Source organism: Pedobacter sp. PF22-3 (genome assembly GCF_026239555.1).
In the GTDB taxonomy this organism is placed as follows: domain Bacteria; phylum Bacteroidota; class Bacteroidia; order Sphingobacteriales; family Sphingobacteriaceae; genus Pedobacter.
Map to the genome: position 1 here is coordinate 1 of NZ_JAPIVP010000002.1, position 25,669 is coordinate 25,669.

At 38.0% G+C, this 25,669-nt stretch carries 23 protein-coding genes and 1 tRNA gene; 15 read left to right on the forward strand and 9 right to left on the reverse strand.

Translation table 11 applies throughout. The annotated features are described in order from the left end of the window. Nucleotides 1–101: 101 nt before the first annotated feature. Nucleotides 102–174 (reverse strand) — tRNA-Phe (locus OQX63_RS03120). A gap of 227 nt (nucleotides 175–401) precedes the next feature. Here OQX63_RS03120 and OQX63_RS03125 point away from each other — a divergent pair. Together OQX63_RS03125 and OQX63_RS03130 are read left to right on the forward strand one after the other, a co-directional pair. Then, nucleotides 402–1,697: a (Fe-S)-binding protein gene (locus OQX63_RS03125; protein WP_265849432.1), complete on the forward strand. Its 1,296-nt coding sequence runs from the start codon at nucleotides 402–404 to the stop codon at nucleotides 1,695–1,697. Between the two features lie 92 nt (nucleotides 1,698–1,789). Beyond that, nucleotides 1,790–2,578: a (Fe-S)-binding protein gene (locus tag OQX63_RS03130; protein WP_265849433.1), complete on the forward strand. Its 789-nt coding sequence runs from the start codon at nucleotides 1,790–1,792 to the stop codon at nucleotides 2,576–2,578. A 1,183-nt stretch (nucleotides 2,579–3,761) separates the two neighbouring features. Here OQX63_RS03130 and OQX63_RS03135 read toward each other — a convergent pair. Continuing rightward, nucleotides 3,762–4,223 carry a hypothetical protein gene (locus OQX63_RS03135; RefSeq protein WP_265849434.1) on the reverse strand — a complete coding sequence of 154 codons (462 nt, stop codon included), beginning with the start codon at nucleotides 4,221–4,223 and terminating at the stop codon, nucleotides 3,762–3,764. 50 nt (nucleotides 4,224–4,273) lie between these two features. Between OQX63_RS03135 and OQX63_RS03140 the strand changes: the two genes are divergently transcribed. From OQX63_RS03140 to OQX63_RS03150, 3 genes are all read left to right on the forward strand, one after another. Continuing rightward, nucleotides 4,274–4,753 (forward strand): ABC transporter ATPase, encoded by a 480-nt coding sequence (locus tag OQX63_RS03140; protein ID WP_265849435.1) that lies wholly within the window; start codon nucleotides 4,274–4,276, stop codon nucleotides 4,751–4,753. Nucleotides 4,754–4,757: 4 nt separating this feature from the next. After that, nucleotides 4,758–5,045 carry a YciI family protein gene (locus tag OQX63_RS03145; RefSeq protein WP_138820569.1) on the forward strand — a complete coding sequence of 96 codons (288 nt, stop codon included), beginning with the start codon at nucleotides 4,758–4,760 and terminating at the stop codon, nucleotides 5,043–5,045. A gap of 99 nt (nucleotides 5,046–5,144) precedes the next feature. Next, nucleotides 5,145–7,556, forward strand: coding sequence for an AsmA family protein (locus OQX63_RS03150; RefSeq protein WP_265849436.1), 2,412 nt, complete (start codon nucleotides 5,145–5,147; stop codon nucleotides 7,554–7,556). Between the two features lie 74 nt (nucleotides 7,557–7,630). Here the strand turns inward: OQX63_RS03150 and mtgA are convergent, their stop codons facing one another. After that, on the reverse strand, nucleotides 7,631–8,290 hold the full coding sequence (gene mtgA, locus OQX63_RS03155) for a monofunctional biosynthetic peptidoglycan transglycosylase (protein WP_265849803.1): 660 nt from the start codon (nucleotides 8,288–8,290) through the stop codon (nucleotides 7,631–7,633). On the opposite strand from mtgA, the gene OQX63_RS03160 reads away from it, so the two are divergent. From OQX63_RS03160 to OQX63_RS03175, 4 genes are all read left to right on the forward strand, one after another. Next, nucleotides 8,223–8,447: a hypothetical protein gene (locus OQX63_RS03160; RefSeq protein ID WP_265849807.1), complete on the forward strand. Its 225-nt coding sequence runs from the start codon at nucleotides 8,223–8,225 to the stop codon at nucleotides 8,445–8,447. The genes mtgA and OQX63_RS03160 overlap by 68 nt on opposite strands. 122 nt (nucleotides 8,448–8,569) lie before the next feature. Further along, nucleotides 8,570–9,379: a 3-keto-disaccharide hydrolase gene (locus OQX63_RS03165; RefSeq protein ID WP_265849437.1), complete on the forward strand. Its 810-nt coding sequence runs from the start codon at nucleotides 8,570–8,572 to the stop codon at nucleotides 9,377–9,379. A 30-nt stretch (nucleotides 9,380–9,409) separates the two neighbouring features. After that, nucleotides 9,410–10,108, forward strand: coding sequence for an SDR family oxidoreductase (locus tag OQX63_RS03170; RefSeq protein ID WP_265849438.1), 699 nt, complete (start codon nucleotides 9,410–9,412; stop codon nucleotides 10,106–10,108). Nucleotides 10,109–10,346: 238 nt separating this feature from the next. Beyond that, a complete protein-coding gene (locus tag OQX63_RS03175; protein ID WP_265849439.1) occupies nucleotides 10,347–10,616 on the forward strand; it encodes a hypothetical protein in 270 nt (89 codons plus the stop codon). Nucleotides 10,617–10,707: 91 nt separating this feature from the next. On the opposite strand, the gene rplI is transcribed toward OQX63_RS03175, so the two are convergent. From rplI to OQX63_RS03195, 4 genes are all read right to left on the reverse strand, one after another. Beyond that, on the reverse strand, nucleotides 10,708–11,151 hold the full coding sequence (rplI, locus tag OQX63_RS03180) for a 50S ribosomal protein L9 (RefSeq protein ID WP_265849440.1): 444 nt from the start codon (nucleotides 11,149–11,151) through the stop codon (nucleotides 10,708–10,710). A gap of 12 nt (nucleotides 11,152–11,163) precedes the next feature. Continuing rightward, on the reverse strand, nucleotides 11,164–11,427 hold the full coding sequence (gene rpsR / locus OQX63_RS03185) for a 30S ribosomal protein S18 (protein ID WP_010599582.1): 264 nt from the start codon (nucleotides 11,425–11,427) through the stop codon (nucleotides 11,164–11,166). Beyond that, the gene (gene rpsF / locus OQX63_RS03190; protein ID WP_086545075.1) at nucleotides 11,427–11,783 is read right to left on the reverse strand and encodes a 30S ribosomal protein S6; all 357 of its coding nucleotides are present in this window, start codon (nucleotides 11,781–11,783) and stop codon (nucleotides 11,427–11,429) included. Before rpsF ends, rpsR begins: the two co-directional genes overlap by 1 nt. A 238-nt stretch (nucleotides 11,784–12,021) precedes the next feature. Then, on the reverse strand, nucleotides 12,022–12,615 hold the full coding sequence (locus OQX63_RS03195; protein WP_265849441.1) for a hypothetical protein: 594 nt from the start codon (nucleotides 12,613–12,615) through the stop codon (nucleotides 12,022–12,024). A 182-nt stretch (nucleotides 12,616–12,797) separates the two neighbouring features. Between OQX63_RS03195 and OQX63_RS03200 the strand changes: the two genes are divergently transcribed. Then, nucleotides 12,798–13,661: an AraC family transcriptional regulator gene (locus tag OQX63_RS03200; protein ID WP_265849442.1), complete on the forward strand. Its 864-nt coding sequence runs from the start codon at nucleotides 12,798–12,800 to the stop codon at nucleotides 13,659–13,661. Nucleotides 13,662–13,882: 221 nt separating this feature from the next. Then, nucleotides 13,883–15,709 carry a DNA polymerase III subunit gamma/tau gene (locus tag OQX63_RS03205; protein ID WP_265849443.1) on the forward strand — a complete coding sequence of 609 codons (1,827 nt, stop codon included), beginning with the start codon at nucleotides 13,883–13,885 and terminating at the stop codon, nucleotides 15,707–15,709. A 78-nt stretch (nucleotides 15,710–15,787) separates the two neighbouring features. Here OQX63_RS03205 and OQX63_RS03210 read toward each other — a convergent pair whose 3' ends face one another. After that, a complete protein-coding gene (locus OQX63_RS03210) occupies nucleotides 15,788–16,195 on the reverse strand; it encodes a hypothetical protein (RefSeq protein ID WP_265849444.1) in 408 nt (135 codons plus the stop codon). A 1,145-nt stretch (nucleotides 16,196–17,340) separates the two neighbouring features. After that, nucleotides 17,341–19,560 carry an NADP-dependent isocitrate dehydrogenase gene (locus tag OQX63_RS03215; protein ID WP_265849445.1) on the reverse strand — a complete coding sequence of 740 codons (2,220 nt, stop codon included), beginning with the start codon at nucleotides 19,558–19,560 and terminating at the stop codon, nucleotides 17,341–17,343. Nucleotides 19,561–20,410: 850 nt separating this feature from the next. Between OQX63_RS03215 and OQX63_RS03220 the strand changes: the two genes are divergently transcribed. The 4 genes from OQX63_RS03220 to OQX63_RS03235 all read left to right on the forward strand — a co-directional run bounded on the left by OQX63_RS03220 (nucleotide 20,411) and on the right by OQX63_RS03235 (nucleotide 25,637). Continuing rightward, entirely contained in the window at nucleotides 20,411–21,655 is a 1,245-nt protein-coding gene (locus OQX63_RS03220) for an ankyrin repeat domain-containing protein (protein ID WP_265849446.1), read from the forward strand. Nucleotides 21,656–21,657: 2 nt separating this feature from the next. Further along, on the forward strand, nucleotides 21,658–23,010 hold the full coding sequence (locus OQX63_RS03225; RefSeq protein WP_265849447.1) for an ankyrin repeat domain-containing protein: 1,353 nt from the start codon (nucleotides 21,658–21,660) through the stop codon (nucleotides 23,008–23,010). Between the two features lie 330 nt (nucleotides 23,011–23,340). Then, the gene (locus OQX63_RS03230) at nucleotides 23,341–23,913 is read left to right on the forward strand and encodes a hypothetical protein (protein WP_265849448.1); all 573 of its coding nucleotides are present in this window, start codon (nucleotides 23,341–23,343) and stop codon (nucleotides 23,911–23,913) included. A gap of 404 nt (nucleotides 23,914–24,317) precedes the next feature. After that, nucleotides 24,318–25,637: a PQQ-dependent sugar dehydrogenase gene (locus OQX63_RS03235; protein ID WP_265849449.1), complete on the forward strand. Its 1,320-nt coding sequence runs from the start codon at nucleotides 24,318–24,320 to the stop codon at nucleotides 25,635–25,637. Nucleotides 25,638–25,669: the final 32 nt, after the last annotated feature.

Consider the following 25,669-nt stretch of genomic DNA (forward strand, 5'->3'; position numbering starts at 1 on the left):
ATATTATGATGTAATCTGTTGCAAATAAATAAACCAGGGCAATTTCAATAATAATCCCGTAAAACCAAAAAAGCCTTTCATTGCTGAAAGGCTTTTGGAAGTGGTGCCACCTGGATTCGAACCAGGGACACAAGGATTTTCAGTCCTTTGCTCTACCGACTGAGCTATGGCACCATCCGTTTGGGATTGCAAATGTAGTGTTCTTTTTTCAAAAGCAAAACTTTTTTTCGATTATTTCATTGTAACGCTGATTATCAATTAATTAATTTTTTATTTTTAAAAAAGCGGGACATAATCGTTTTTTAGAATGAATACAAACAAATATTTTTATTATTTTTTTATGCATGCATAGTAATTTATTTAGATTAATATCCTATTTTAGCATTACAATCTAATATTGCATGGTAGCACAGATCCTTTTTCTAGTACTTACGCTTGCAGCAATTGCGCTGTTTACAGTTAACTTGCGTAAAATAATTCGCAACATCCGCTTAGGCAAACCGGTTAATCGACAAGATCAACCGCAAAAAAGATTAATGACCATGATTCAGGTGGCTTTCGGGCAATCTAAAATGGTTGTTCGCCCTATCCCTGCCTTTCTCCACTTTTTTGTTTACATCGGCTTCGTCATTATCAACATCGAAGTGTTGGAAATCATGATTGATGGCTTGTTCGGCACACACCGCATTTTTAATGGTCTGGGTGGTCTTTATAACTTTCTGATCGGCTCTTTCGAAATCCTGGCCTTTACAGTTTGGGTCTCCTGTGCTATTTTTCTTGTCCGAAGAAACATACTAAAACTTAAACGCTTTAGTGGCGTAGAGATGAAAAGCTGGCCAAAATCTGATGCCAACTATATTCTCATAACCGAGATTTTATTAATGAGTGCTTTTTTGTTCATGAATGCAGCAGATTCAAAACTACAGCTTTTAGGCGCCAGCCATTATGTTAATGCCGGCGCATTTCCAGTAAGCCAGTATTTAATGAACATCCTGCCATCATCAGAAAGCGCTTTAGTAATAATAGAACGCAGCTGTTGGTGGTTCCACATCATAGGTATTTTGGCATTCTTAAATTACCTGCCCTATTCAAAACATTTTCATATTCTTTTTGCTTTCCCAAACACCTACTTTTCCAATCTGGAACCTAAAGGGGAGTTTACCAATATGGCCTCGGTTACCAATGAGGTAAAAGCAATGCTCGATCCTTCTTTTGTTCCTGCTGAAACCGAACCGGGTAAATTTGGCGCTAAAGATGTAACCGATTTAAGCTGGGTAAACCTAATGAATGCGTATACCTGTACCGAATGCGGAAGATGTACTTCTGTATGCCCGGCAAATATTACAGGTAAACTTTTATCGCCAAGAAAAATTATGATGGATACCCGCGACCGGATTACCGAAGTGGGCCAGAATATTGACAAACATGGTGCAGAACATCAGGATGGGAAATCACTACTTGACGATTACATCAGCAGAGAAGAGATCTGGGCCTGCACCAGTTGTAATGCATGCGTAGAGGCCTGCCCGGTAAATATTGATCCATTACAGATTATTATGGAGCTGCGCCGTTTTGCTGTGATGGAAGAATCGCAGGCACCCGGAAGTATTAATGCGATGCTGGGCAATATTGAGAATAACCAGGCACCTTGGAAATATTCTCCAGCTGATCGTTTTAACTGGGCACAGGAAAGTTAGCAATTGACAGTTTTCAGTTGACAATGAATTAAAAATAATTACATCGAGTCTTGATACCCGATACTTCATACTTGATACTAGATAATAGACAAATGGAATTTAAAGTCCCTACAATGGCCGAGTTAATGGCCGCAGGTGAAGAACCAGAAATATTATTTTGGGTAGGCTGCGCTGGAAGTTACGATGAAAGAGCGCAGAAAATTACCCGCGACATTTGTAAAATCTTACATCATGTAGGTATTAAATATGCTGTTTTAGGAACAGAAGAAAGCTGCACCGGAGATCCTGCCAAAAGAGCCGGCAATGAATTCCTTTTCCAGATGCAGGCCATGACCAATATCGAAGTTTTGAATGCTTATAACATTAAAAAAATCGTAACAGGCTGTCCGCATTGCTTCAATACCATTAAAAATGAATATCCCGGTTTAGGCGGCACTTATGAAGTGATCCACCACACGCAACTGATTCAAGATTTAATTAACGAGGGGAAACTCAAAGCCGAAGGTGGCGAAAGTTTCAAAGGCAAAAAAATAACTTACCATGATCCATGTTATCTGGGTCGCGGGAATGGAATTTACGAAGCGCCTAGAAAAGCTTTAGAGGTACTTGATGCGCAGTTGGTAGAAATGAAACGCTGCAAAAGTAATGGCTTATGTTGCGGTGCAGGTGGCGCACAGATGTTTAAAGAACCAGAAAAAGGAAATAAAGACATCAATGTCGAACGTGTTGATGAGGCTTTAGAAACCAATCCACAGGTTATTGCAGCAGGTTGCCCGTTCTGTATGACGATGTTAAGTGACGGTATTAAGTTAAAAGATAAAGAACAGGAAGTGAAGGTATTGGATATTGCAGAGATTACCGCAAGGGCAAACGGCTTGTAACAATCATTTTAGATTGACTTAATAAAAAGCGGTATCATAAGCGTTAATCTCTATTCGATCTGTCACGTGGAGCCTCTCGAAACGTATAAATCTGTAATTAAACAGATCCGTCGACAAGCTATCAATGACAGACTCCAATAGAAAGATTGTCATCTCGACTGAAGCGCAGCGAAATGGAGAGATCTTTGAACTATGTTACAGAAAAGTTTAAAGATTTCTCGATTACGCTACCGATGAAACCTGTGAAACAAGCAAGCATACCATAGTTGATAAAAACTAATGCTTAAATCGGTGAGCCTCATCCAATAGCTCTCGGATCATAGTCACGTGCTTGGTCCTTCACCCTGAACTTGTTTCAGGGTCTTACTTTACTATGTTTTTTGCCATATAGAACATATGAGGCGTTGAGCTTATGCATAACTTATGGTCTTAAATGGTTCATTTTTTGGCCGCTAATATATTCACAAAAGCACTAATCTTTGTATTCTTATTCTCTTGGTAGTTGATCTTTTCTCTACTAGGCCAGTTTTCCGTACCACAGCCCTAAGTTTATAGCCCTGATCGGAGCGGCATCCCCGATTTTTTCATCGGGATAAAGCGAAGAGCAGGACAAACCTTAAAAAATGCGGATAACCCTGCGCTCCAAAAAACAACCAACAATTTTAATATTTTATTTATGCATCGCAGCCAACATTACGGTGTAATGGTTTCTTATTTTTTAGGAAAGCAATTGCAGTTTTCCATAGGTTAATTTCATCCTGCTCTACCTCCTGCCATGAAAAATGGCATCCGTTCGATCAGGTTTAGTTTGACTATTCTCTGCTACTATGCCGGTTTTCCGTGTCACAGCACTAAGTTTATAGCCCTGATCGGAGCGGCATCCACGATTTTTTCATCGGGATAAAGCGGAGAGCAGGACAAAGCTTAATAAATGCGGATAACCCTGCGCTCCAAAAAAATCGACAAACTTAATAACCTGAATTCGATAATTATTTGCTAAAAATAGTGCTTTAAAAGTGAATGATTTAGCGTTATTCGTTTTGCTGAATTTATTTTACAAGTAGAAATGATGTTTTCAATTGCCTTGTAGCTACTTCGTGGTCAGCATCTTTTAACAGGAAAGACCCTGAAATAAATTCAGGGTGACGACTTTGAATTGAAAATGTCTCTGAAATGAGCTCTTTTAGAGATTAATTCTATTCAGGTTATCGCGGATGAGATTTAAATCTTCTGCCTCCATATTTTTTACAGGAATAACGACCTGTGTAGCCATCGAATCAACATCGCCTCCCCTGTCTTTATAAGTCTGCACAATAACATCATCCCCTTTGGTATGAATATATAATTTACCCGAAGTGGTTGTACCATAGTAATCCAGATCTTTAAATTTCGACAGCTTGAATGCGAAATACTCAGTTTTACCGTTATTAAAATATCGCTTATAACGGCAAAAGCCATTGTTGGTAACATTTAGCTCGTAGCGCTTTATCCGATCACTTTCCTGGCTGTTATCATAATGATCGGTAAATGTTTTATGGAGATAGCTGGCGCACTGCTCCATGGATTCGGGATCGGAAAAAGCACATAAAGACATACAAAAAGCCGGAATTAGGGACATTTTCAAGCAGCGTGTAAACTTTTTCATCGGGTTAGCGTTTTAAACATAGCAATTTAATTAAAATCGTAAATTTGTATATGAGTTTTTCTCCACAATCAAGAGTTTGGATATACCAGAGCGATCGCAAATTTACTTCTACTGAAGAAACTGAGATCTTAAACAAATTGGCAGCTTTTACTAACCAGTGGAAAGCACACGGAAATGAATTGCTTGCAAAAGCAGAAATCCGTTATGGCTTTTTTATTATCCTAACCGTAGATGAAAGTCAGGCGGGTGTTACCGGTTGCTCTATTGATAGCTCCGTTCGCCTCATTAAAGAAATTGAGCAGGAATACCATGTAGATCTTTTTAACCGTTTTAACATTGCCTATAAAGTAAATGAAGAAGTGGTGGTAAACAGTAAGGAAGACTTTGAAACTCTGGTCAATATAAAACAGGTCACGCCAGAAACGATTGTATTTAACAATATGGTTCAAAACCTGGCTGAGCTTGAAACGAAGTGGGAAGTTCCTTTTAAAAACAGCTGGCATTCTACAGTCTTTGCACATTTATTGTAAACCCATGTTCATAGTAGATCTTAAATATATTGTTCCGCTAACCGAGTTAGATGCGCATATGGAAGCCCACGTGCAGTATTTAAAGAAATACTATAAGAAAAATATTTTTGTGGCTTCGGGCAGAAAGGTACCCCGAACAGGTGGAATTATTTTGGCCCTGGCTAAAGATGAGGCTGAATTAAAGAAAATTCTGATGGAAGACCCCTTTTATAAACACCGATTGGCCGATTTCACCATTACACATTTCCTCACCTCACAATACCATCCTGACCTGGAATCACTTTTAGGCTAAATTGATTTATTAGAGCTGCTCCTATTGCAGCTATTTTTTATTGTAAGCCAAACAATTAGCTAACAAAAAACATTATATTGCTTAAATCAAATAATGTGTATGAAGCGCTGGCTTAAAATCTCTTTAAAAATCGTATCGGTTTTAGTTATCCTGATTATCTTAACCTGGTTGGCAGGCGCTTTTTACATCAGTAGAAATAAAAAAGAAGTATTGGCTTCTATCCTTTCGCAACTGAATAAAAATTTAAACGGTCAGATTACCGCTGCCAGCATGGAGCCAACGCTGCTAAAAAGCTTTCCGGGTGTTTCTGTTTCGTTAAATGGCGTTTTGTTAAGGGATAGTTTATGGGCGCAGCATAAACACGATCTGTTAAAAGCACAGGATATTGATGTATCCTTAAATGTACTCTCGCTTATTGTAGGCAATATCAATATTAAGCAGATTGCCATCAATAATGCTTCCATTTATATCTATACCGATTCTACAGGTTATAGCAACACCAGTATTTTTAAAAGCAAGCCTAAAACCGATAAAAAATCATCGCCAAAATCCTCCGCGCTGGAAGTTAAAAAGATTGATTTTAACCAGGTAAGTTTGGTATTGGACAATAAGAAAAGATTTAAACTGTTCAATTTTAACATCGATCAGATTCAGGGCAGAATGGAATACCCGGATAGTGGCTGGACAGGTAAAATTAAGTTACAGACTAAAGTAAACAGCTTTGCCTTTAATACACGTAAAGGTAGCTTTTTGAAAGATAAAACTTTAGAAGGAACCTTAAAGGCACATTATAGCCGTGATCTGGATGCGATTATACTGAGTCCCGAAATACTGAACATTGGCGGTCACCCTTTTAAAATCGGCGCCAAAATAGAATTGGCTAAATCTGCTTTTGCCATTAGCATTGCTGTTGATGATATTTTGTTCAGAGATGTTGCTTTACTTCTATCACCTAACATCTCCTCAAAACTTCTGAAATTTGGCATTGAAAAACCGATTAATATCAGGGGAAATATCGTTGACGACGGATCAGGAAAATATGGAGATCCATTGATCAAAGTAGGCATAACCGTGAGAGATAATGTGGTTTCTATTCCGGCAGGCAAATTAACAGCCTGTAATTTTGATGGATCCTTTACTAATCGTGATACCATTGGCGGCATTATTGGCGACGAAAACTCGTCTATCAAATTCCATAGGCTCACGGCAAAATATTTCAATGCGCCGCTTAAAATAGACACCTTCACGGTAAACAATTTAGCTCGTCCGATTGCCACCGGATTAGTAACCTCGCAATTCCCGTTAACTAACTTAAACAATTCATTAGGCACAAACGATTTTGAATTTAAAAACGGAACAGCCAACTTAAGGTTATATTGCAAGGCTGATATTGATAATTTCAGGTTTACCAAACCCGTTGTTTCCGGTAAAATACAGATTGCCGATGCCGACATTCTTTACATCCCGAGAAAACTCCATCTGGTAAGAAGTGCCTTAAATATAGATTTCAACCAAAATGATTTATCCATACAGAATGGGCATTTCCAATTGGGCAAAAGCGAACTTAATGTAAGCTGTAGCATCGCCAATTTTGCCAACCTGTATTATACCGCTCCGGAAAAAATATTGGTGAATTTAAAAATGTCGAGCCCTCAGCTCTACCTAAAAGAGTTTTTACCTTTCTTAGGACCAAGAACGGCCAAGAAAAAGCCGAGTAGTAATAAACAAGTCGTTTCTAAAGAGCTGAGCAATGTGCTGGAGCTCTCCAAAATGAACATCCGTTTAACCGTAGACAAAGCCATTTATGATAATTTCCTGGCCAAAAACCTGGATGCTGACATCTCTTTACGTGGTGGAGGTATATTCTTTAACAAAATAAGTGTCATGCATGCTGGCGGTCAGTTATCACTTGATGGGAATATTATGCAGGAAGCTGCCTCAAATACCTTTAAGGTGAATTCTAAGATTAGCCATGTAAGCGTAAAAGACTTCTTTTATTCGTTTGATAACTTCGGTCAAAATACCATAACCAACAAAAATTTAAAAGGTTATTTATCATCGTTGGTTAGCATTTCGGGTAAGATATCGCACGCAGGAAAAATTATGCCAAGATCAATCAATGGCAAAGTAGTGTTCAATCTAAACAATGCTGCATTGGTTAATTTCGAGCCGATGGTTAAGGTAGGGAAATTTGCTTTTGCCAACAGGAACCTATCAAATGTAGAAATCAAAAACCTTGATGGAACCCTTAATATCCATGGCGATAAGGTAGAAATCAGTCCGATGCAGATCAATTCAAGTGCTTTAAACTTTAACGTAAAAGGTACTTATGCTTTAGGAAATGGCACAAATGTACAGATGGACATTCCACTCAGAAATCCAAAGGGTGATGAGAACCTGAATAAATCAGAAAAAAGAGAAGCCCGTATGCGTGGCATCGTATTGCATTTAAAAGCGATTGATGATGAAAAAGGAGGGATAAAGATCAGGTGGAATAAGGATCATGACTAGTTTTAGTCCCAAGTCTGAAGTCCAGAATCCTTAGTCGATAAATGGGCTGAAGACTAAGGACTTTGGACTGTTGACTAAAAATCAAGCGGCCCTAACCTGTTCATATTTCTTAAAATCAGGTATTGGCGGTGCCTGATGTATGGGGTTGCATTTTTGGGTGTCCACCTTCTGGGGTTTGGAAAACAGGAAGCAATTAAAGCGGCTTGTTTCTTGGTCAGTTTTGTACAGGATTTACCATAATACGCCTGTGCAGCGGCCTCGGCACCATAAATTCCATCGCCCATTTCGATTACGTTCAGGTAAACTTCCAATATTCTTTCTTTACTCCAAAACAGTTCTATGAGTAAAGTAAAATAAGCTTCAAAACCTTTTCTGATCCATGATCGGCCGGGCCAAAGAAAAACATTTTTAGCCGTTTGTTGCGAAATTGTACTTCCACCCTTTACCTTTTTCCCTTTGGCGTTACTGGCAAAAGCTTTTTCAATAGCTTTCATATCAAAACCAATATGTGTCAAAAAAAGTTGATCTTCTGCAGAAACTGCAGCCCTTTTCATATTATCAGAAATATCATCAAATTTGACCCATTTTTTTTCTGTTTTAAAAGGTTTTCCATCCGCTTTACGCTCAATGTTCCGCAGTACCATTAAAAGGGTAATAGGTGGATTGATGAAACGAAGTGCAATGACCCAAAACACAGAAACCAATAAAAAATATATAAATACTTTTGTAGCCACATTGGTAATCTTCTTTAGCAGAGGATGTTTTGATCTGCTTTTGGTCTTGGTTGCCCGCGTTTTTGCCATAAGCGCAAAGGTAATTAAAGAGATGGAAAATGAAGCGACAATGACGGCCTTTATTGCGCCGATATTGATATTCAGCAAATACACATAACAGGGTTATTTTTGCTGATAAATAAGTTTGTTTATGTATTTTAGACCAACACTGAGAATCAACTGTTCTCATTCTCTAACCACAAGAAAAACCGAATATTGGAACCACGAATCATTAACCAAATGAAAAAACTTACCTACCTATTTCTTGCCCTTAGCTTATGGGGCTGCAGCACCACTAAAAACATTAATAACCAATCAGAAAAGTGGATCACACTTTTTAATGGTAAAGACATTAAGGATTGGAATGTTAAAATCCATCACCACGATTACAATGTAAATTACGGCAATACTTTTAGGGTTGAAGATGGCATTATTAAGGTGCGGTATGATCAATATGGCGATTTTAATGATCAGTTCGGCCACCTTTATTATAAAACACCTTTTTCATATTATCATTTAAAGTTAAAATACCGTTTCGTAGGCGAATTGCAAAAAGGCGCACCTGGTTATACGTTACGCAATAGTGGTGTGATGTTCCATTCCCAGGATCCTAAAACGATGCCCAAGGAACAAGACTGGCCAATTTCAATCGAAATGCAGTTTTTAGGTGGTTTGAGCGATGGTCGGCCCCGCCCAACAGGAAATATGTGCTCACCGGGTACTGATATTTTTTATCAAGGAAAGTTGTATGACGGGCATTGCCTGGACTCTAAATCTAAAACATACGACGGCGACCAATGGGTATCTGCAGAATTGATCGTATTAGGCGATTCATTGGTTACACACATTATCAATGGCGATACGGTGCTACAATATAGCAAACCCCAAATTGGCGGAGATGTGGCCAACCGTTATGACCCGAAAATTAAAATAGATGGCAAAGTACTTAAATCTGGTTTTATTGCTTTACAAAGCGAAGGGCAACCTGTCGATTTTAAAGATATCGAAATCAGACAGCTTCCTATACCAGCCACTTCAAAATCTAAGTAAACATTTTTAACAGATATACGTTAAGAGAACATGAAAGTTGCATTAATTACAGGCGGAAGCAAAGGAATTGGTTTCGGCATTGCCGAATCACTTTTAAATGAAGGCTATAAAGTAGCCATTACAAGCAGAACGATTGCCAGCGCAAATCAAGCGGCAGCTCAGTTGGTAACACATGGTGATGTGTTGGCTATTGAAGCAGATGTTGTAGATTTTAAATCTCAGCAGGATGCTGTAAATCTGATCATCGAAAAATGGGGACAATTGGATGTACTCATTGCCAATGCAGGAATTGGTCATTTTGCACCAGTTGATGAATTGGACATTAATTTATGGAAAGAAACCATTGACACCAATTTAACTGGTGTTTTCTACAGCATCAAAGCCTCTGTTGAGGAAATCAAAAAGACTAAGGGGCATATTTTTACCATTTCCAGTTTGGCAGGTACAAACTTCTTTGCAGGAGGATCGGCTTATAATGCCAGTAAATTCGGCTTAACAGGTTTTACGCAATCGGTTATGCTTGATTTAAGAAAGTATGGCGTAAAGGTAAGTACCATTATGCCAGGATCGGTAGCGAGCCATTTCAACGATCACCAACCCAATACTGAAGATGATGCCTGGAAAATCCAGCCAGAAGACATGGGCAAACTGATTGTTGATTTATTGGCCATGCCAGCCCGGACTTTACCGAGCAAGATAGAAATCAGACCAACAACACCAAAAGGATAGTAAGGGTAGAAGATCTGAGATGGAAGATCTAGTTAATTCTACGACATGAACAAATTATTCTTATTTTTTACTACGGGAAGCGTTAATTGCTTCCTGTAGACTTTGCTAATTTAACTTCATGTTAGCCTATTTTATATTATTAATTACTAATTGACAATATAAATACCCTGACTTTGTTACAAAAAATGGAACTATTTGGGTTGACTTTGTTACAAAAACAAAAATAAATGCCCTGACTTTGTTACAAGAAGTTGATTTAATTTATGCCTATAAAAAAATTGTAATACCGATTGAAATAAAATCGGGCAGTACGGGAAGCTTAAGATCACTTCATCAATTCATAGATATCCCAGCACATCCCTTTGCCATTAGAGTATATGGAGGCGAGTTTAAGCTAGAAAAAACAATTACACCATCAGGTAAGTCTTATTTATTATTAAACCTTCCGTACTACCTGGGAACGCGTATAGCAGAATATGCCGAATGGTTAACAAATCAGTCTCTGTAAATCACTCCATCATCCCGCTTACCTTATCCATTTTCCATAAAAAAAGTCCCGATTTTCATCGGGACTTTTTATTGATTCTTTAAAGAAATGCTTATTCAGCAATTACTTCGAAAGGAACCTGAACTTTAACTTCTTTGTGTAAGTTTAAGTTAGCTACATATTCGCCAACAAATTTAGGTTCAGTTTCGAAAGTAATACGACGACGGTCTACATCAAAGCCTTGTACTTTTAATGCTTCAGCGATCTGGATGGTGTTAACCGCTCCGAAGATTTTTCCGCTTTCGCCAGCTTTAGCACCGATTGAAAGTTTAACATCAGCTAAACGCTCAGCAACACCTTCAGCATCTTTCTTAATTTTATCTTGTTTAAAAGCAGCTTGCTTTAAGTTTTCTGCCAATACTTTTTTAGCAGAAGAAGTAGCTAGTGCTGCAAATCCTTGAGGGATTAAATAGTTACGGCCAAAACCTGGCTTTACTGTAACTACATCATCTTTCTCACCAAGGCCTTTAATATCTTGTTTTAAAATAATTTCCATATCTCTAGCCTCCTATTTTAATTGATCAGCAACGAAAGGTAACAAACCGATATGACGGGCACGTTTAACGGCCTGAGCCACTTTACGTTGGAATTTTAACGAAGTACCAGTTAAACGGCGTGGTAATAATTTACCTTGATCGTTAATGAATTTCAACAAGAAGTTTGCATCCTTGTAATCGATGTATTTAATTCCGTTTTTCTTGAAACGGCAATATTTTTTACGGTTATCCTCTACTTTAGGGGCTGTTACGTATTGTATTTGTTCTCTTGCCATTACGCTGCAACCTCCTTAGTTTTTTTGTTAAAAGCACCACTACGCTTTTTCTCATTGTAAGCAACAGCGTGTTTGTCTAAACGGATAGTTAAGAAACGTAACACACGCTCATCGCGTTTTAATTCAAGCTCTAATTTTGCGATCAAATCTCCTGAAGCTTTGTATTCAGTTAAGTTGAAGAATCCATTTGATTTTTTCTCAATTGGATACGCTAATTTTCTCAAACCCCAATTATCTTCCTGGATAATTTCGGCTCCGTTATCAGTTAGAACTGCTTTGAATTTAGCTAATGCCTCTTTCGCAGCCTCTTCAGATAACAACGGGGTTAGAACGATAACAGTTTCGTACTGATTCATTGTTATAAATTATGTTTTTAATTTTTTAATCCCGATGTATATTACGGGGATGCAAAAGTAACAATATATTTCTTAAAATCAAACGATTAATAAGAATTTATGAGACATAATATAATAAGGTAAAAAGGAACATGGATAATGGAAGATGGAAAACGATGCATCTCACATCATCCATCTAACATATAAAAAAGGGAGACTATCTATCCGACAATCTCCCTATATCAATTAGCTGTAAGGTTTAATATGTTTGTATCGTTTTCACAAAACTATCATCATTGTACTTAACCACAAAGGTTAATTCTTTTGAATCTGTTTTGCTGATATTGAATTTTTTTGCCAGTTGAGATTTATCTTTGAATACCTCATTGTAAACCACATCATTGTATTCATTATACACCATAACTTCTACCGGATTATTATCCAGGTTTTCAAGGTTAAGGGTAATTACCTGATCTTTTTTAGTATAAACAGGCTTGAATATATTAGATACTTTTGGCTCAGAAACAATTGCTTCACCATTTTTAATCACAACATTGTATTTAGCAACTTTTTCATCCGATTCTGCTTTAAGCGTATACTTTCCATCAGGAAGTTCGTTCAGATCATAGATTTTGCTGGAAGCAGCCAAAGCATGAATGGTTTCTTCAAACAATACTTCATCATCCGCATCAATTAGCGATAAATTAATATTTTCTGCTTTATCTACAGAAAAACGGATAAATTTTTCCTTTTCACCTTTTACTTTTAACGTAAAATCACCATCGTTAGCGTGAACACCCGTAGCAGTAAAAAACAACGCTGCTATTAAACCGATTTTTAAGAACTTTTTCATAACCAATATTTTTAAAGAGTTAATCATTATATGACATCACTAAGGTACAGAGGCATCTGATAGATAGGTGATTGCATATTTTCCAATATCTATGCTATATTACCCTTAATAGTAGCACATTTTAACAAAAACCATAATAAAGCATATTTTTTATGTATTTTAGCCTAATAATTTAGCAGAATATGAAGCCAAGTTTTGAGGTTGTTGAACCTTCTTTCGGAAGTTCATTTTATTATTCTAAATATGTAGAAAATGCCAATAACATGGCCCACCTTTGGCATTACCATCCTGAAATTGAAATGGTGTTTGTTAACGGCGGAGCTGGAAAACGACAGATCGGCAGTCACGTTTCTTATTATACTGAAGGCGACTTGATCCTGATTGGCAGCAACCTTCCTCATTGCGGCTTTACTGATACCAATACCGGAAATAAAAACGAAACGGTAATCCAGATGAAACCCGATTTTTTAGGCAGCATTTTTTTGGGCCTGCAGGAGATTAAAGGAATACAGGAATTGTTCGATAAATCGAAGGCGGGGATTGCCTTTGGCGCTGAAACCATGCGCGCGGTAGGCAATAAAATAGAAATGATGGACGATCAGCCCCCTTTTGAAAGGCTTTTATCCTTGCTCAGTGTATTAAAGGAACTCGAACATGCAAAAGACTATAAGATTTTAAATGCCGATGGATTTTCGATGGAAATGCAGGTACAGGATAACGACCGCATTAACATGATTTTTAACTATGTAAAAGATCATTTCCAGGAACAGATCAGCTTACAGTATATCGCCGAAATGTCGAGCATGACCGTTCCGTCCTTTTGCCGTTACTTTAAAAAGATTACGAAGAAAACATTTACACATTTTGTAAACGAATACCGCGTGGTGCATGCCTCTAAACTTTTGGCTGAAAAACAAACCAGCATTGCCAATATCTCCTACGAAAGCGGATTTAACAATTTTAGCCATTTTAATAAATTATTTAAGGAGTTTACGGGCAAAAGTGCCTCGGAATATCGGAATGAACTGAAATCAGTGATTAAGTAAATGCCTAGAACGACCAGCTGACTTTTTATAGTGCACAAATCTCTGTATACAATTAGAAGTATAAATGATAATTTGAATATAGCCTTTGTGAACCCCAAGCTGGTTTACTGGTTGCTATAAATAGCTTCATCTTTTAAACCAAAAGTCTCATCATATTTCAACTTTTCCACAATCCAACATTTCAATCTCACAACACCTAAATTTTTCCTATTTTCGTGCCGATGGAAAATTTTATCGTTTCTGCCCGTAAATACCGCCCAGCCACCTTCGAAACCGTTGTTGGCCAGCAGCATATTACCGGCACGTTAAAAAATGCCATTAAAAACAATCAGCTTGCCCAGGCATTTCTATTTTGCGGGCCACGTGGAGTGGGTAAAACGACCTGCGCACGTATCCTTGCCAAAACCATTAACTGTACCAACCCTACAGCCGATATGGAAGCTTGTGGCCAATGCGACAATTGTTTATCTTTCCAGAACGGACATTCGTTTAATGTGCACGAATTAGATGCGGCTTCAAACAACTCTGTTGATGATATCCGTAGTTTAATTGAGCAGGTTAGAATACCACCGCAAGCCGGAAAGTACAAAATCTATATTATTGATGAGGTTCACATGTTATCGCAAAGTGCATTTAATGCCTTTCTGAAAACATTGGAAGAACCACCTTCTTATGCCATTTTTATCCTGGCCACTACCGAGAAACATAAAATCCTGCCAACCATTTTATCACGTTGCCAGATTTTTGATTTCAACCGGATCCAGGTAGAAGATATCGCCAGTCACCTGTCAACCATTGCCCAACGCGAAAACATTGCTTTCGAAAGTGATGGTTTACACATTATTGCTCAAAAAGCTGATGGTGGATTGCGTGATGCGCTTTCGATGTTCGATCAGATTGCCAGTTATGCCAATAAGAACATCACTTATAAAGCAGTAATCGATAACCTCAATATTTTAGATTACGATTATTTTTTCAAGCTTACCTCCTATTTAACCGCAGCAGAAGTTAGTCAGACCCTGCTCCTGTTCGATGAAATTTTGAACAATGGTTTTGATGGCAACAATTTCATCAATGGTTTGGCCAGTCACTTCCGTAATTTATTGGTAGGTAAAGATGCCGCTACCATTAAATTATTAGAAGTTAGCGAAAACATTAAACAAAAATACCTGGATCAGTGCAGACAAACAGAATTATCATTTCTGTTAACAGCGCTTAATTTAGCCAACACCTGCGATTTAAATTACAAAAACTCTAAAAACCAGCGTTTACAGGTAGAGTTGGCATTGATTAAAATGTGCCATATCCGTTCGGTCGTCAATTTAGCACAACAGCCTTTAAGCCTTAATAACACAGCAACTGACGTAGATCAGGATAAAAAAAAAACTAATGTCGTAGCTGAACAGGCTGAAAGTTCAAAGCTGACAGCTGAAAGCGAAAAGACTATTCCCGTACAAGCACCTGCTGTAAATGCCCCTGTACAGCCCGGTATTCCGGTAGAAGAAAAAGCGAAAGAAAGCCCGAGGGTGAGCATTCCTCCCCCATCAACAACTTCCATCAGCATCAATATCCCAAAGACCAATGCAACAAGTATGCTCATTCCGTCTTTGAATGATTTTGATCGTATCGCAAAGGAAGAAGAAGATAAGGGACCGAAAAAAGCAACTGGCGAAGCCCGGGAGCCTTTTAGTTACGACCGTTTGCTGGAAGTATGGAACACCTTTACGCAGAAAATGAAGGCTGCCGATAAGATTAACCTTTTCACAATCTTAAATAATTTTGCACCAAAACTTTTAAATCCTGAAATGATCGAAATTTCGGTAGAGAGTAAAACGCAGGAACACCTTGTACAACAAGAATCTGTTGAACTTTTAAACTTCTTACGGAACGAACTTAGAAATTTTGGTATCGAGGTTACTTATAAGTTAACCGAGCGCAAGATAGAAAACAGGCTTTACGGTAATCGCGAAAAGTATGATTACCTGGTTAATAAAAACCCCAAATTGGATGAACTGAGGAGAAGGTTTAATCTAGATATTAATCCCTAATCAGTTTGAAGTTTATAGTTTTCAGTTGGCAGTTCTTAAATACAGGGAACTGAAAGATGCCAACTGAAAACTCGTAACTTAGTCTTTTGGTGAATCATTGATTGGATAACCTTCTTCATCCAGATCATCACGGTTATCTTCTGGTGTACGGGCAAGAATTTCATCCTCCGGACTAAGTTTTACACTTTCACCGTTATCGACATGCATGCCAAGTTCCTCTAAATTATCTTCAGCAATCTCCTCATCTCGTGCATATTCATCGCCAACATAAGGGTTTGCCTCATCATATGTAGAATCATCATCTCTTGCACCTGCAGCAACAGTTTCATATCCCATCGGATGATCGTATTCTTTATCCGTTCCCTTTACATCAAGCTCGTAACTCTGCTTATTTTCATCATAAGCGAGATTTTCTTTATTGATTTCGCTATTTTCTGTAGTGCTGTGTATTTTATCCTGTGATCCTTTATTTTCGTTAATTGCCATGGTATTGGTCTCCTATAATTTATATGAATATAACAAAATGATATGGATAAGGTTTGTTTGTTGAAAGAGAATCTTACAATTATCAGGGCGTGCCCCAAGCTGCGCAAGGGTCGGGCTATACACTTCAAGTCCTCGCCATTCGTTTCTCATGGCTGTGGGCTTTCCGTTGCTATCCCTCACGCATGCAAAGCGAACATAATTACTTAAGTCATGAAAATCATTTGGATACATTTTTTAGATCTGTGAAGACATATATCGAGGGATTAGCATAGGCATTGTCGGTCTGAGCCTGTCGAAGACCATTATTAATTCAAAATAAAATATTTGTTCTTTGTCAACTTTTGCCGAAGCTTCGGCTGACTATCATTGATAGACTCCAAAACATCGTCATTTGCGAGGAAGAACGACGAAGCCTGCCGGCAACAGGCTGGCAATCTATAAACCTGAGTTCGATAGTTAATATTACTTTTTTAGTAGCTTAAGCCGGCTTTTAATTTAAAGTTGTCGTCACCCTGAATTTATTTCAGGGTCTTTCTTGCTAAAAGATGCTGACCACGAAGTAGCTACAAGGCAATTGAAAACATCATTTCTACTTGTAAAATGAATTCAGCATAACGAATTCGTCTAGTTATGGCGCGCTTATGAAGTGATTTTTAATTAAACAATTATCGAATTCAGATTATAATGCTAATGATTCTTATAAGACTGCTTCGTCGGCTGAAAAAGACTTCTTATAATGACGTTTATATAAAAGACTGATAATCAATATATTTTTTTTTGCCATATAGGACATATGAGAGCATATAAGTTTAAAGCGTCATGCCCATTTTTTTCAGGTAAGACCCCTGATGATTACTCGCAATGACGATCCCTCGTGGAGGTTTATTCCCATTAAATCCTACTGTGATTTTTATTAAAATAAACTATTCTTCAGGACGATATTAATTTTTTTAATAATTTACAAAAATGGAGGATATTGTTGCGATTATCCCTAAAAAAGGATTATCAACTATCAATAAACCAACACATTAAAGATTACTATCCATAAAAAAAGCGTCCCGATTTTATATCGGGACGCTTAAACTTTTTAAGATTTGTCAACTTCCATACTAGGAGTTTATCAAAGTTGACAAGTCAAATTTAGCTTACAAAGAAGCCAAAGATGTATTTAATGTTTCACTAGGGCGCATAGCTTTACTAGCCAGTTCATCGTTAGGGTTGTAGTAACCGCCAATGTTTTGAGGTTTGCCTTGTGCGCCGATCAACTCTTCATTAATTTTAGCTTCGTTTTCTAACAAAGTTTTAGCCAATGGCGCAAATCTTGCTTTCAGATCTGCATCTTTGCTCTGAGCCGCTAACGCTTCAGCCCAATATAAAGCTAAGTAAAAGTGAGAACCGCGGTTATCAATAGTACCTAATTTTCTGCCCGGCGATTTATCTGTTGCCAAAAATTTAGCATTAGCCTCATCCAAAGCATCAGCCAATACCTGGGCTTTTGCATTGTTTTGGGTTTGCGATAAATGCTCTAAAGAAGCTTGAAGCGCCAGGAACTCACCTAACGAATCCCAACGCAAATAACCTTCCTCTATAAACTGCTCAATATGCTTTGGAGCAGAACCACCTGCACCGGTTTCGAACAAACCACCACCATTCATTAAAGGCACAATAGATAACATTTTAGCAGATGTTCCCAGTTCTAAAATCGGGAATAAATCTGTCAAATAATCACGCAAAACATTACCAGTAACCGAAATGGTATCTAAACCTTTGCGTATACGCTCCAAAGTAAATTTAGTGGCCTCAATCGGAGCCAGAATGCGGATATCTAAACCTGCAGTATCGTGATCTTTTAAATAATTATTTACTTTTGCAATAATCTCTCTGTCGTGTGCCCTTTGCTCATCTAACCAGAAAACCGCAGGGGTTTCTGATAAACGTGCCCTGTTTACAGCTAATTTTACCCAGTCCTGAATGGGTGCATCTTTGGTTTGGCACATGCGGAAGATATCGCCTTTTTCTACTTTCTGGTCGAAAAATACTTTGCCATCAGCATCTGTAACGCGAATGGTTCCTGAACCAGTAGCCTGGAAAGTTTTATCATGTGATCCATACTCTTCAGCTTTCTGAGCCATTAAACCCACATTTGGTACCGAACCAATGGTAGTTACATCAAATGCTCCATTAGCTTTACAGTCATCAATGGTTGCAGTATAAACACCAGCATAACAACGGTCTGGAATTAAAGCGATCGTATCTTCAGGTTTACCCTCTTTGTTCCACATCTGGCCAGATGTACGGATCATTGCCGGCATAGAAGCATCAACAATCACATCACTTGGCACGTGTAAGTTTGTGATGCCTTTATCAGAATTTACCATAGCCAAAGCCGGACCATTTTCAATAGCTTGTGCTAATGCAGCTTCTACTTCAGCCTGTTTAGGGTTGCCTGCAATTTTAGCATAAACATCACCTAAACCATTGCGGGTATCAATATTTAATTCCTTGAAAAGGTCTGCGTATTTCGCAAAAACATCTGCAAAATAAACCTCAACAATAGCTCCGAAAATAATCGGGTCAGACACTTTCATCATAGTTGCCTTTAAGTGTGCAGATAATAACACACCAGCAGCTTTGGCTTCAGTAATTTCTTTAGCTACAAAAGTTTTCAAAGCCGATAAGCTTAACGCCGAACTATCAATCACCTCGCCTGCCTTTAGTGGCGATAAAGCTTTTAATTCGGTTACCGTACCATCTGCAGCTACGTATTCTATTTTAAACTGACTTGCCTCAGCAACAGTGGTAGACTTTTCTGAAGCATAAAAATCGCCTTCAGTCATACTGGCCACTTTGGTTTTCGAATCTGCAGACCATTTACCCATCGAGTGCGGGTTTTGCTTAGCATAGTTTTTAACCGCTTTAGGTGCCCTACGATCGGAGTTACCTTCACGTAAAACCGGGTTTACAGCCGAGCCTAAAACTTTGGCATATTTAGCTTTTATTGCTTTTTCTTCATCACTCTGTGCATTATCAGGATAATTCGGAATAGCAAAGCCCTGTGCCTGAAGCTCAGTAATTGCACCTACCAATTGTGGGATAGAAGCAGAAATATTTGGTAATTTGATAATGTTTGCCTCTGGAGTGGTAGCTAAAGTACCAAGTTCTGCCAGCGCATCACCAATTTTTTGATCGTCTTTTAAATACTCCGGAAAGTTGGCCAAAATTCTTCCTGCTAAAGAAATATCTCTGGTTTCTACATCAATACCCGCTGATGCGGTAAAAGCTTGTACGATAGGTAAAAGTGAGTAGGTTGCCAACATTGGCGCCTCATCGGTTTTGGTGTAGATAATTTTTGATGTATTTGACATGTTATATTGATTTTGCTTATTACGTTTAATTATTAGACTGGTTTAAATCAATCTTTTTAAAATCGCCTAAAGATAAAAGAATCGGATGAATTAAGGAACATCGTAATGTTATTTCTGGTTTGGGTTAGCAATTCATTTATTAAAAATCAGTAATCTTCATCATAGAGAAATAATAATATAACATACTTATTGTTTCAGGGAAAGACAGGTCATTTACTATATTTAAAGTTACTCCTGCTCCCCCGCTTTATCCCGATGGAAAAATCAGTATGCCCGCTCCGATCAGGGCTATAAAGTTGGGGATGTAGCACGGAAAACCAGCCTAGTAGCAGTAAAACGACCAAGCTAAACCTGATCGAACGGATGCCATTTTTCATGGCAGAAGGTAGAGCAGGAAGAAAATAACCTATAGAACACTTCAATTGCTTTCCAAAAAATAAGAGACGTCAACCGTAATATTATTTAACGTGCAGGTTGATATTAGATTAAGTAAATATTAAGCTTATCTATTCTTCTTGGAGCGCAATGTCGTTCGCTATTTTTAAAGGTAGTCCTGCTCTCCGCTTTATCCCGATGGAAAAATCAGGATGCCCGCTCCGATCAGGGCTATAAACTTGGGGCTGTGGCACGGAAAACCGGCATAGTAGCAGTAAAACGACCAAGCTAAACCTGATCGAACGGATGCCATTTTTCATGGCAGGAGGTAGAGCAGGAAGAAATTAACCTATAGAACACTTCAATTGCTTTCCAAAAAATAAGAGACTAACAAGACATTCTTTATCATTCTGATTCTCTGCAACATTCCAGATAATTTTTATTTAAGCAAACTATTTGGCTAAACTTTTGTAGCGTGAAACAAATATATCTATCTATTTTAAAAATTTTAATTGAAATGACCGAAACTACCTTAGATCAACAGTTAAATGCCCGAAAATTTGACGAAGCCAAAAGCTTAATGCAAAACGGCGAAAAACTCTCCAAAAACCTACAGGATCATCAGAAATCATCAATTTTCGATAACCTCATCAAAGAAAAGCAGTACGAAATTCTAAATATGATGGTAAAGGATAAAACCATCGAAACCGATATTTATGAATTCGACAATTTTGATAAAAGTATTTTCCAGAGTATTGTACGCCATTTGGGCAACGAAGATGAAGATATTGCTTTCTTCAACGAATTTATTGGCCACTTCGATAACCTGAACGATGAAGTAAATGCAAAAACTTTATTGAGCTATCTCTTCGAAAATGGAATTGGTTTAGGCGTAATAAAAGCCTGTATTGATGCTGGATGCACGACTAATTTTAAAAACAATGCCGAAGAAAACTACATCCACCAGGTAGTAAAAAGCAATCTGCGCAGGTATAACCTGAATGATGAACAAACCACCGATTTAATTAAAGGGTACATCGATATTCTGCTTAACGAAGGTGTTGATATTAATGAAGGCAATATTGTACAGGAAACCCCTTTGATTATTGCAGTAAAGTTTAACAAGAAAAATTTAATCGAACACTTGCTAGAAAACGGTGCAGACCCGAACCATATCGATCGCGACGGTAATTCAGCTTTCTTTTATGCCGTGGCACATGCTCAAAGTGAAAGTATGTATGACACCCTGCGCAACTTTGATTCCCCAGCGTTTGATCAGGTTAACAAAAAAGGGGAAACATTGTTGTTTGAATACGTGCGTATGATGTCTGACAGTGAAAGCAGCATCAACTTCCTTAAAAAACTGCTAAATGATGGTGCCGATTTATATCAGCCAAGTACCTGGTACAGTAAAGAAAAAACCCCGTTAGATGTAATTGCTGAAAACAAGGCTGGTATTTTGGAGGCTGTTTTAGAAAGCGGACAGGTAGATATTAACAGAACTGATGACCAGGGAAATACTTTATTGCACAAAGTTTGCGCATGCAATGTAAATTACGAACCTGAAAAAGCAAAAGAAACTTACCGGAAAGTGAAACTCCTGATCGAAAATGGTGCGGATACTACGCTAAGTAATGATCAGGATCAAACAGCATTAATGCTGGCTTCGGATGATAACCTGAAAATAAAAACTGTTGAACTGCTCATGAAACAATCTTAAATATGTCGATGTCATTTATTATTGCCTGCGAAAGCGGCAAACGGAAAATAGCCGAACTCTTACTATCCAATAATGAAGTAGAAGTAGGTTATACGGATGAGAAAGGCCGTACTGCACTACATTATGCTGCACATCATGGATATTTGGATCTGGTAAAAATTTTAATCGAACAGGGTGCAGATTTAGATTACGAAGACCACGATGGCGAAACACCTTTTTATTTTGCCTGCTTGCAAAAACAGAAACAAACGGCGCTTTATTTATTGGATCAAGGCGCCAGGGTTGACATTAAAGACCTTAAAGGCAATAGTCTATTACATTTAACTGCCCAAAACGGGCAGATTGAAGTTCTAGAAAAGCTGCTCGATAAAGGCCTGGATGTTGATAATGAAAATAACGAGGCAGAAACGCCCCTGCTTATCGCATCGGCCTGGAGAAATAAAGAAATTGTCCAAAAACTACTGGACTTTGGCGCCAATATTAACACCACCAATAAAAATGGAGATTCTCCGCTGATTTTTGCGGTAAAATCTAAAAATGTACCAATGGTAACGCTTATCCTCGAAAAAGGAGGCAATATCAACCACATTAATCACGCTGGCGAATCGGCATTATTACTGGCCTGTTACGATGCTAACCGGATGTTAACCAAAACATTGGTAGAAAATGGTGCAGACGTTTTTGTATCTTCAAAAAATGGCTTATCCCCTATCTGGTATGCCTGCGCCAATAACCAGAAAGAAATTGTCGATTTATTTTTGGCTAATGGTGTGGATGTAAATTATGCCAAACCACTTTCAGGCAATGATGATTCCATGTATTCGTATCTGGAATGGGTAGAAACAGCCAACAACATTTCCATTTCGGCCAGTTTCTCTTTTGATAACAACTACAATTACGGAGGCGAAAGCATGTTGCATGTAGCCGCCAAGAGTGGTCATTTAAGTATGTTAAAGCTGCTGATAGAAAAAGGCGCTAACGTGAATATTCAGGATGAAAGCGGAAATACAGCATTACATTATGCCGCAGCAAATGGTAAAAAAGATGCCGTTAAGTTTTTGCTCGAAAAATCTGCCGATCCCTGCATCGTAAATGTGAAAGAGCAAAAGGCAATTGATTATTCGAACATCAAAGGCTTTAATGAAATCACTGAACTCTTATTGAAATATGGCCCTGCGGCTAATTCTAATTTACAGGTTACAAGTCCACCATCAACAGAAAGTACTGCTGAAGCTCCAAAAAATGATATGGCTGCAAAAAAACAGGCCTTATTGGATTTAAAGGAACTATTGGATGCCGGAATTTTATCGCAGGAAGAATTTGATATGGAGAAAGCGAAGATTTTGAAAGGTTGAGGTTACTGAATAATCTATTCTGAAAATGTTTTATGAATGTTTTATTTTCAGGTCGTCGCCCTTAATTTATTTCAGAGTCTATTCTACATGTAAAATAAATTCAGCTTGATGATCGCATACTTTATAGTATTTAAGATAACCATTTATATTCAGTGAATAATTGAACTCAAATTAAAGTCTAACATACCTGATTGACTTTAAACTATAGCCATTGCAAAAAGCTTCTTTCATCGAATCGATTACGCTTAGCAATGGCGAAATTTCTAGTGAAAAATATTGTCGGATAAATTTTTAGTTCTAAATTTATTCGACAATATAATGCTCACACAAATGAAACGTATCTCTAAAATCAAACTTCAGGCATTTACTCTTCCCTTTCTTTTAACCTTGGTATATGCCTGTTCGCCCAAATTGTATGTAGATGAAAATAAACGTTATCAGGCGGGTACATTATCCGAGACACAGATTGATTCGCTGCATGCTTTTTTAAAACAAAATGAAAGGCTTGCTTTAAAAGACACCATTATTATCAAATACGACTTCAATAAAGACGATTGCTGGAAAGACCTTAGCTACCAAAATGCAGAATTCCTGAACAATGTAAGATGGGCTTTTCAAAAGAACATTCAGGAAAAAGCCGAGGCCAGGCCAAAAGTTGTCATTTACCAGTACCGTGAAAAAGGAGAAAGCTTCAGCCCTATTAAATCGAAAGGCTTAGAAATAGAAACCGATTCGGGTTTTCTAAGAAAATTATTATTTAAAGAAATTACTACTTGCGGAACATCAGCCATAATTCTCCCTGACGGAAAATTTCTACTGGTAAAATCAGATCCACAATTTTCTGCGTTGATATTAAATGCAAAAGACATCGAACTAAAATTACAGGAAAACCTGGTCAGATAAATACCAGAAAAATCAGTTAGCGTTAAAAATGATTTAACAAAATTTAACTAAAAAATTAGGTGTAATACTGTAATTTAGTTCTAATTAATCGCTTTCAAAATAACGCTGGAAAATTTATGATCAAATTCCTTTACTCCGCTCCCACAAGCTCAAATTATATCATCGTTTGATGACCTGATTTTTCTATATCAATCAAGAAATTAATTTAAAGGACTATAAAAATACTTCCCTGCTATCATTATAGCATTAAAACAGGGGAAATAATACGCGCTCTCCAGGAAGGTGCTCTCGGGTGCTTTCCTTTTATTATTCAGTCTTGCGGCAATTATACCAGCGCTAAAAACTTCTCTCCTTTTTCGATGTTATATTTTTTAAGATAAAAACCTTAATCAAAACCGGTTAACATGAAAAACAAGATTTTTTACGCATCAGTGCTTTCTACAGCTTTCCTATTTGGATGCCAATCCAATTCTAAATCGCAAAAACAAGGAGAAGATACCACTGTAACTACTAAAGCCGGAGCAGTAGATTTGCCAGCTCCGGATACCAATGCCGCTAAAAATAAATTCAGCAAGGTAATTGGTTGGCCAGATGGAAAAACACCTATTGCGCCAGCAGGCTTTGTGGTAACCAAATTTGCAGCCAACATTAAAAGTCCAAGGAATACCTACATCACACCCAATGGCGATATATTGGTAGTGCTCTCCAATTCAGAAAGAAGTACCGTAGAAGCAGTTGCCAATACAGTAACAGGTAAGGCAAAATCTGAAGTACCAGGAAAAAGTGCCAATACCATTCTCCTCTACCGTGATGAAAATAAAGATGGTAAACCCGAAATGGTAACCACTTTTTTAAATGGTTTGAACCAGCCCTTCGGCATGCTGATTATTGGCAATTCATTTTATGTAGCCAATACCGATGGTTTGTGGCAATACCCTTATAAAACCGGAGACACCAAAATAACTGCAACAGGTAAAAAGATCCTGAGTCTCCCGGCAGGTGGTTATAACAACCACTGGACAAGAAACCTGATTTCCAATGCAGATAATAGCAAGATTTACGTAACTGTAGGATCGGGCAGTAATGTAGGTGAGAACGGAATGGAAAATGAAGTAAGAAGAGCCAATATCTTAGAAATTAATCCAGATGGAACCGGCGAAAAAATTTATGCCAGTGGTTTGCGAAATCCTGTTGGGATAGATTGGGCACCATCCACAAATATGCTCTGGACAGCTGTTAACGAACGCGATGGATTAGGCGACGATCTGGTTCCAGATTACATTACAAGTGTTAAACAAGGCGCATTTTACGGCTGGCCGTATTCCTATTATGGACAGAATGAAGATCCCCGCTTAAAAGGCCAAAACCCGGAAATGGTTAAAAAAGCTATTGCTCCGGATGTTGCGGTTGGTGCGCATACCGCATCCTTAGGACTGGCCTTCTATAAAGGTAAAAAGTTTCCGCAGAAATACCAGGGAGGCGCATTTATAGGACAACATGGCTCGTGGAACCGATCGGCTATTTCTGGTTACAAAGTAGCTTTTGTACCTTTTAAAGATGGAAAACCAAGTGGAAAAATAGAAGATTTTTTAACTGGTTTTGTTGCTGACAAAGATAAGGCAGAAGTATATGGTCGCCCGGTTGGCGTTACTTTAACACCTGATGGCGCCTTATTAGTGGCAGACGATGTTAGTGGCGTGATCTGGAAAGTTGCTGCAAAATAATTTAAAATTAGCCACAGATTAGCAGAATATGC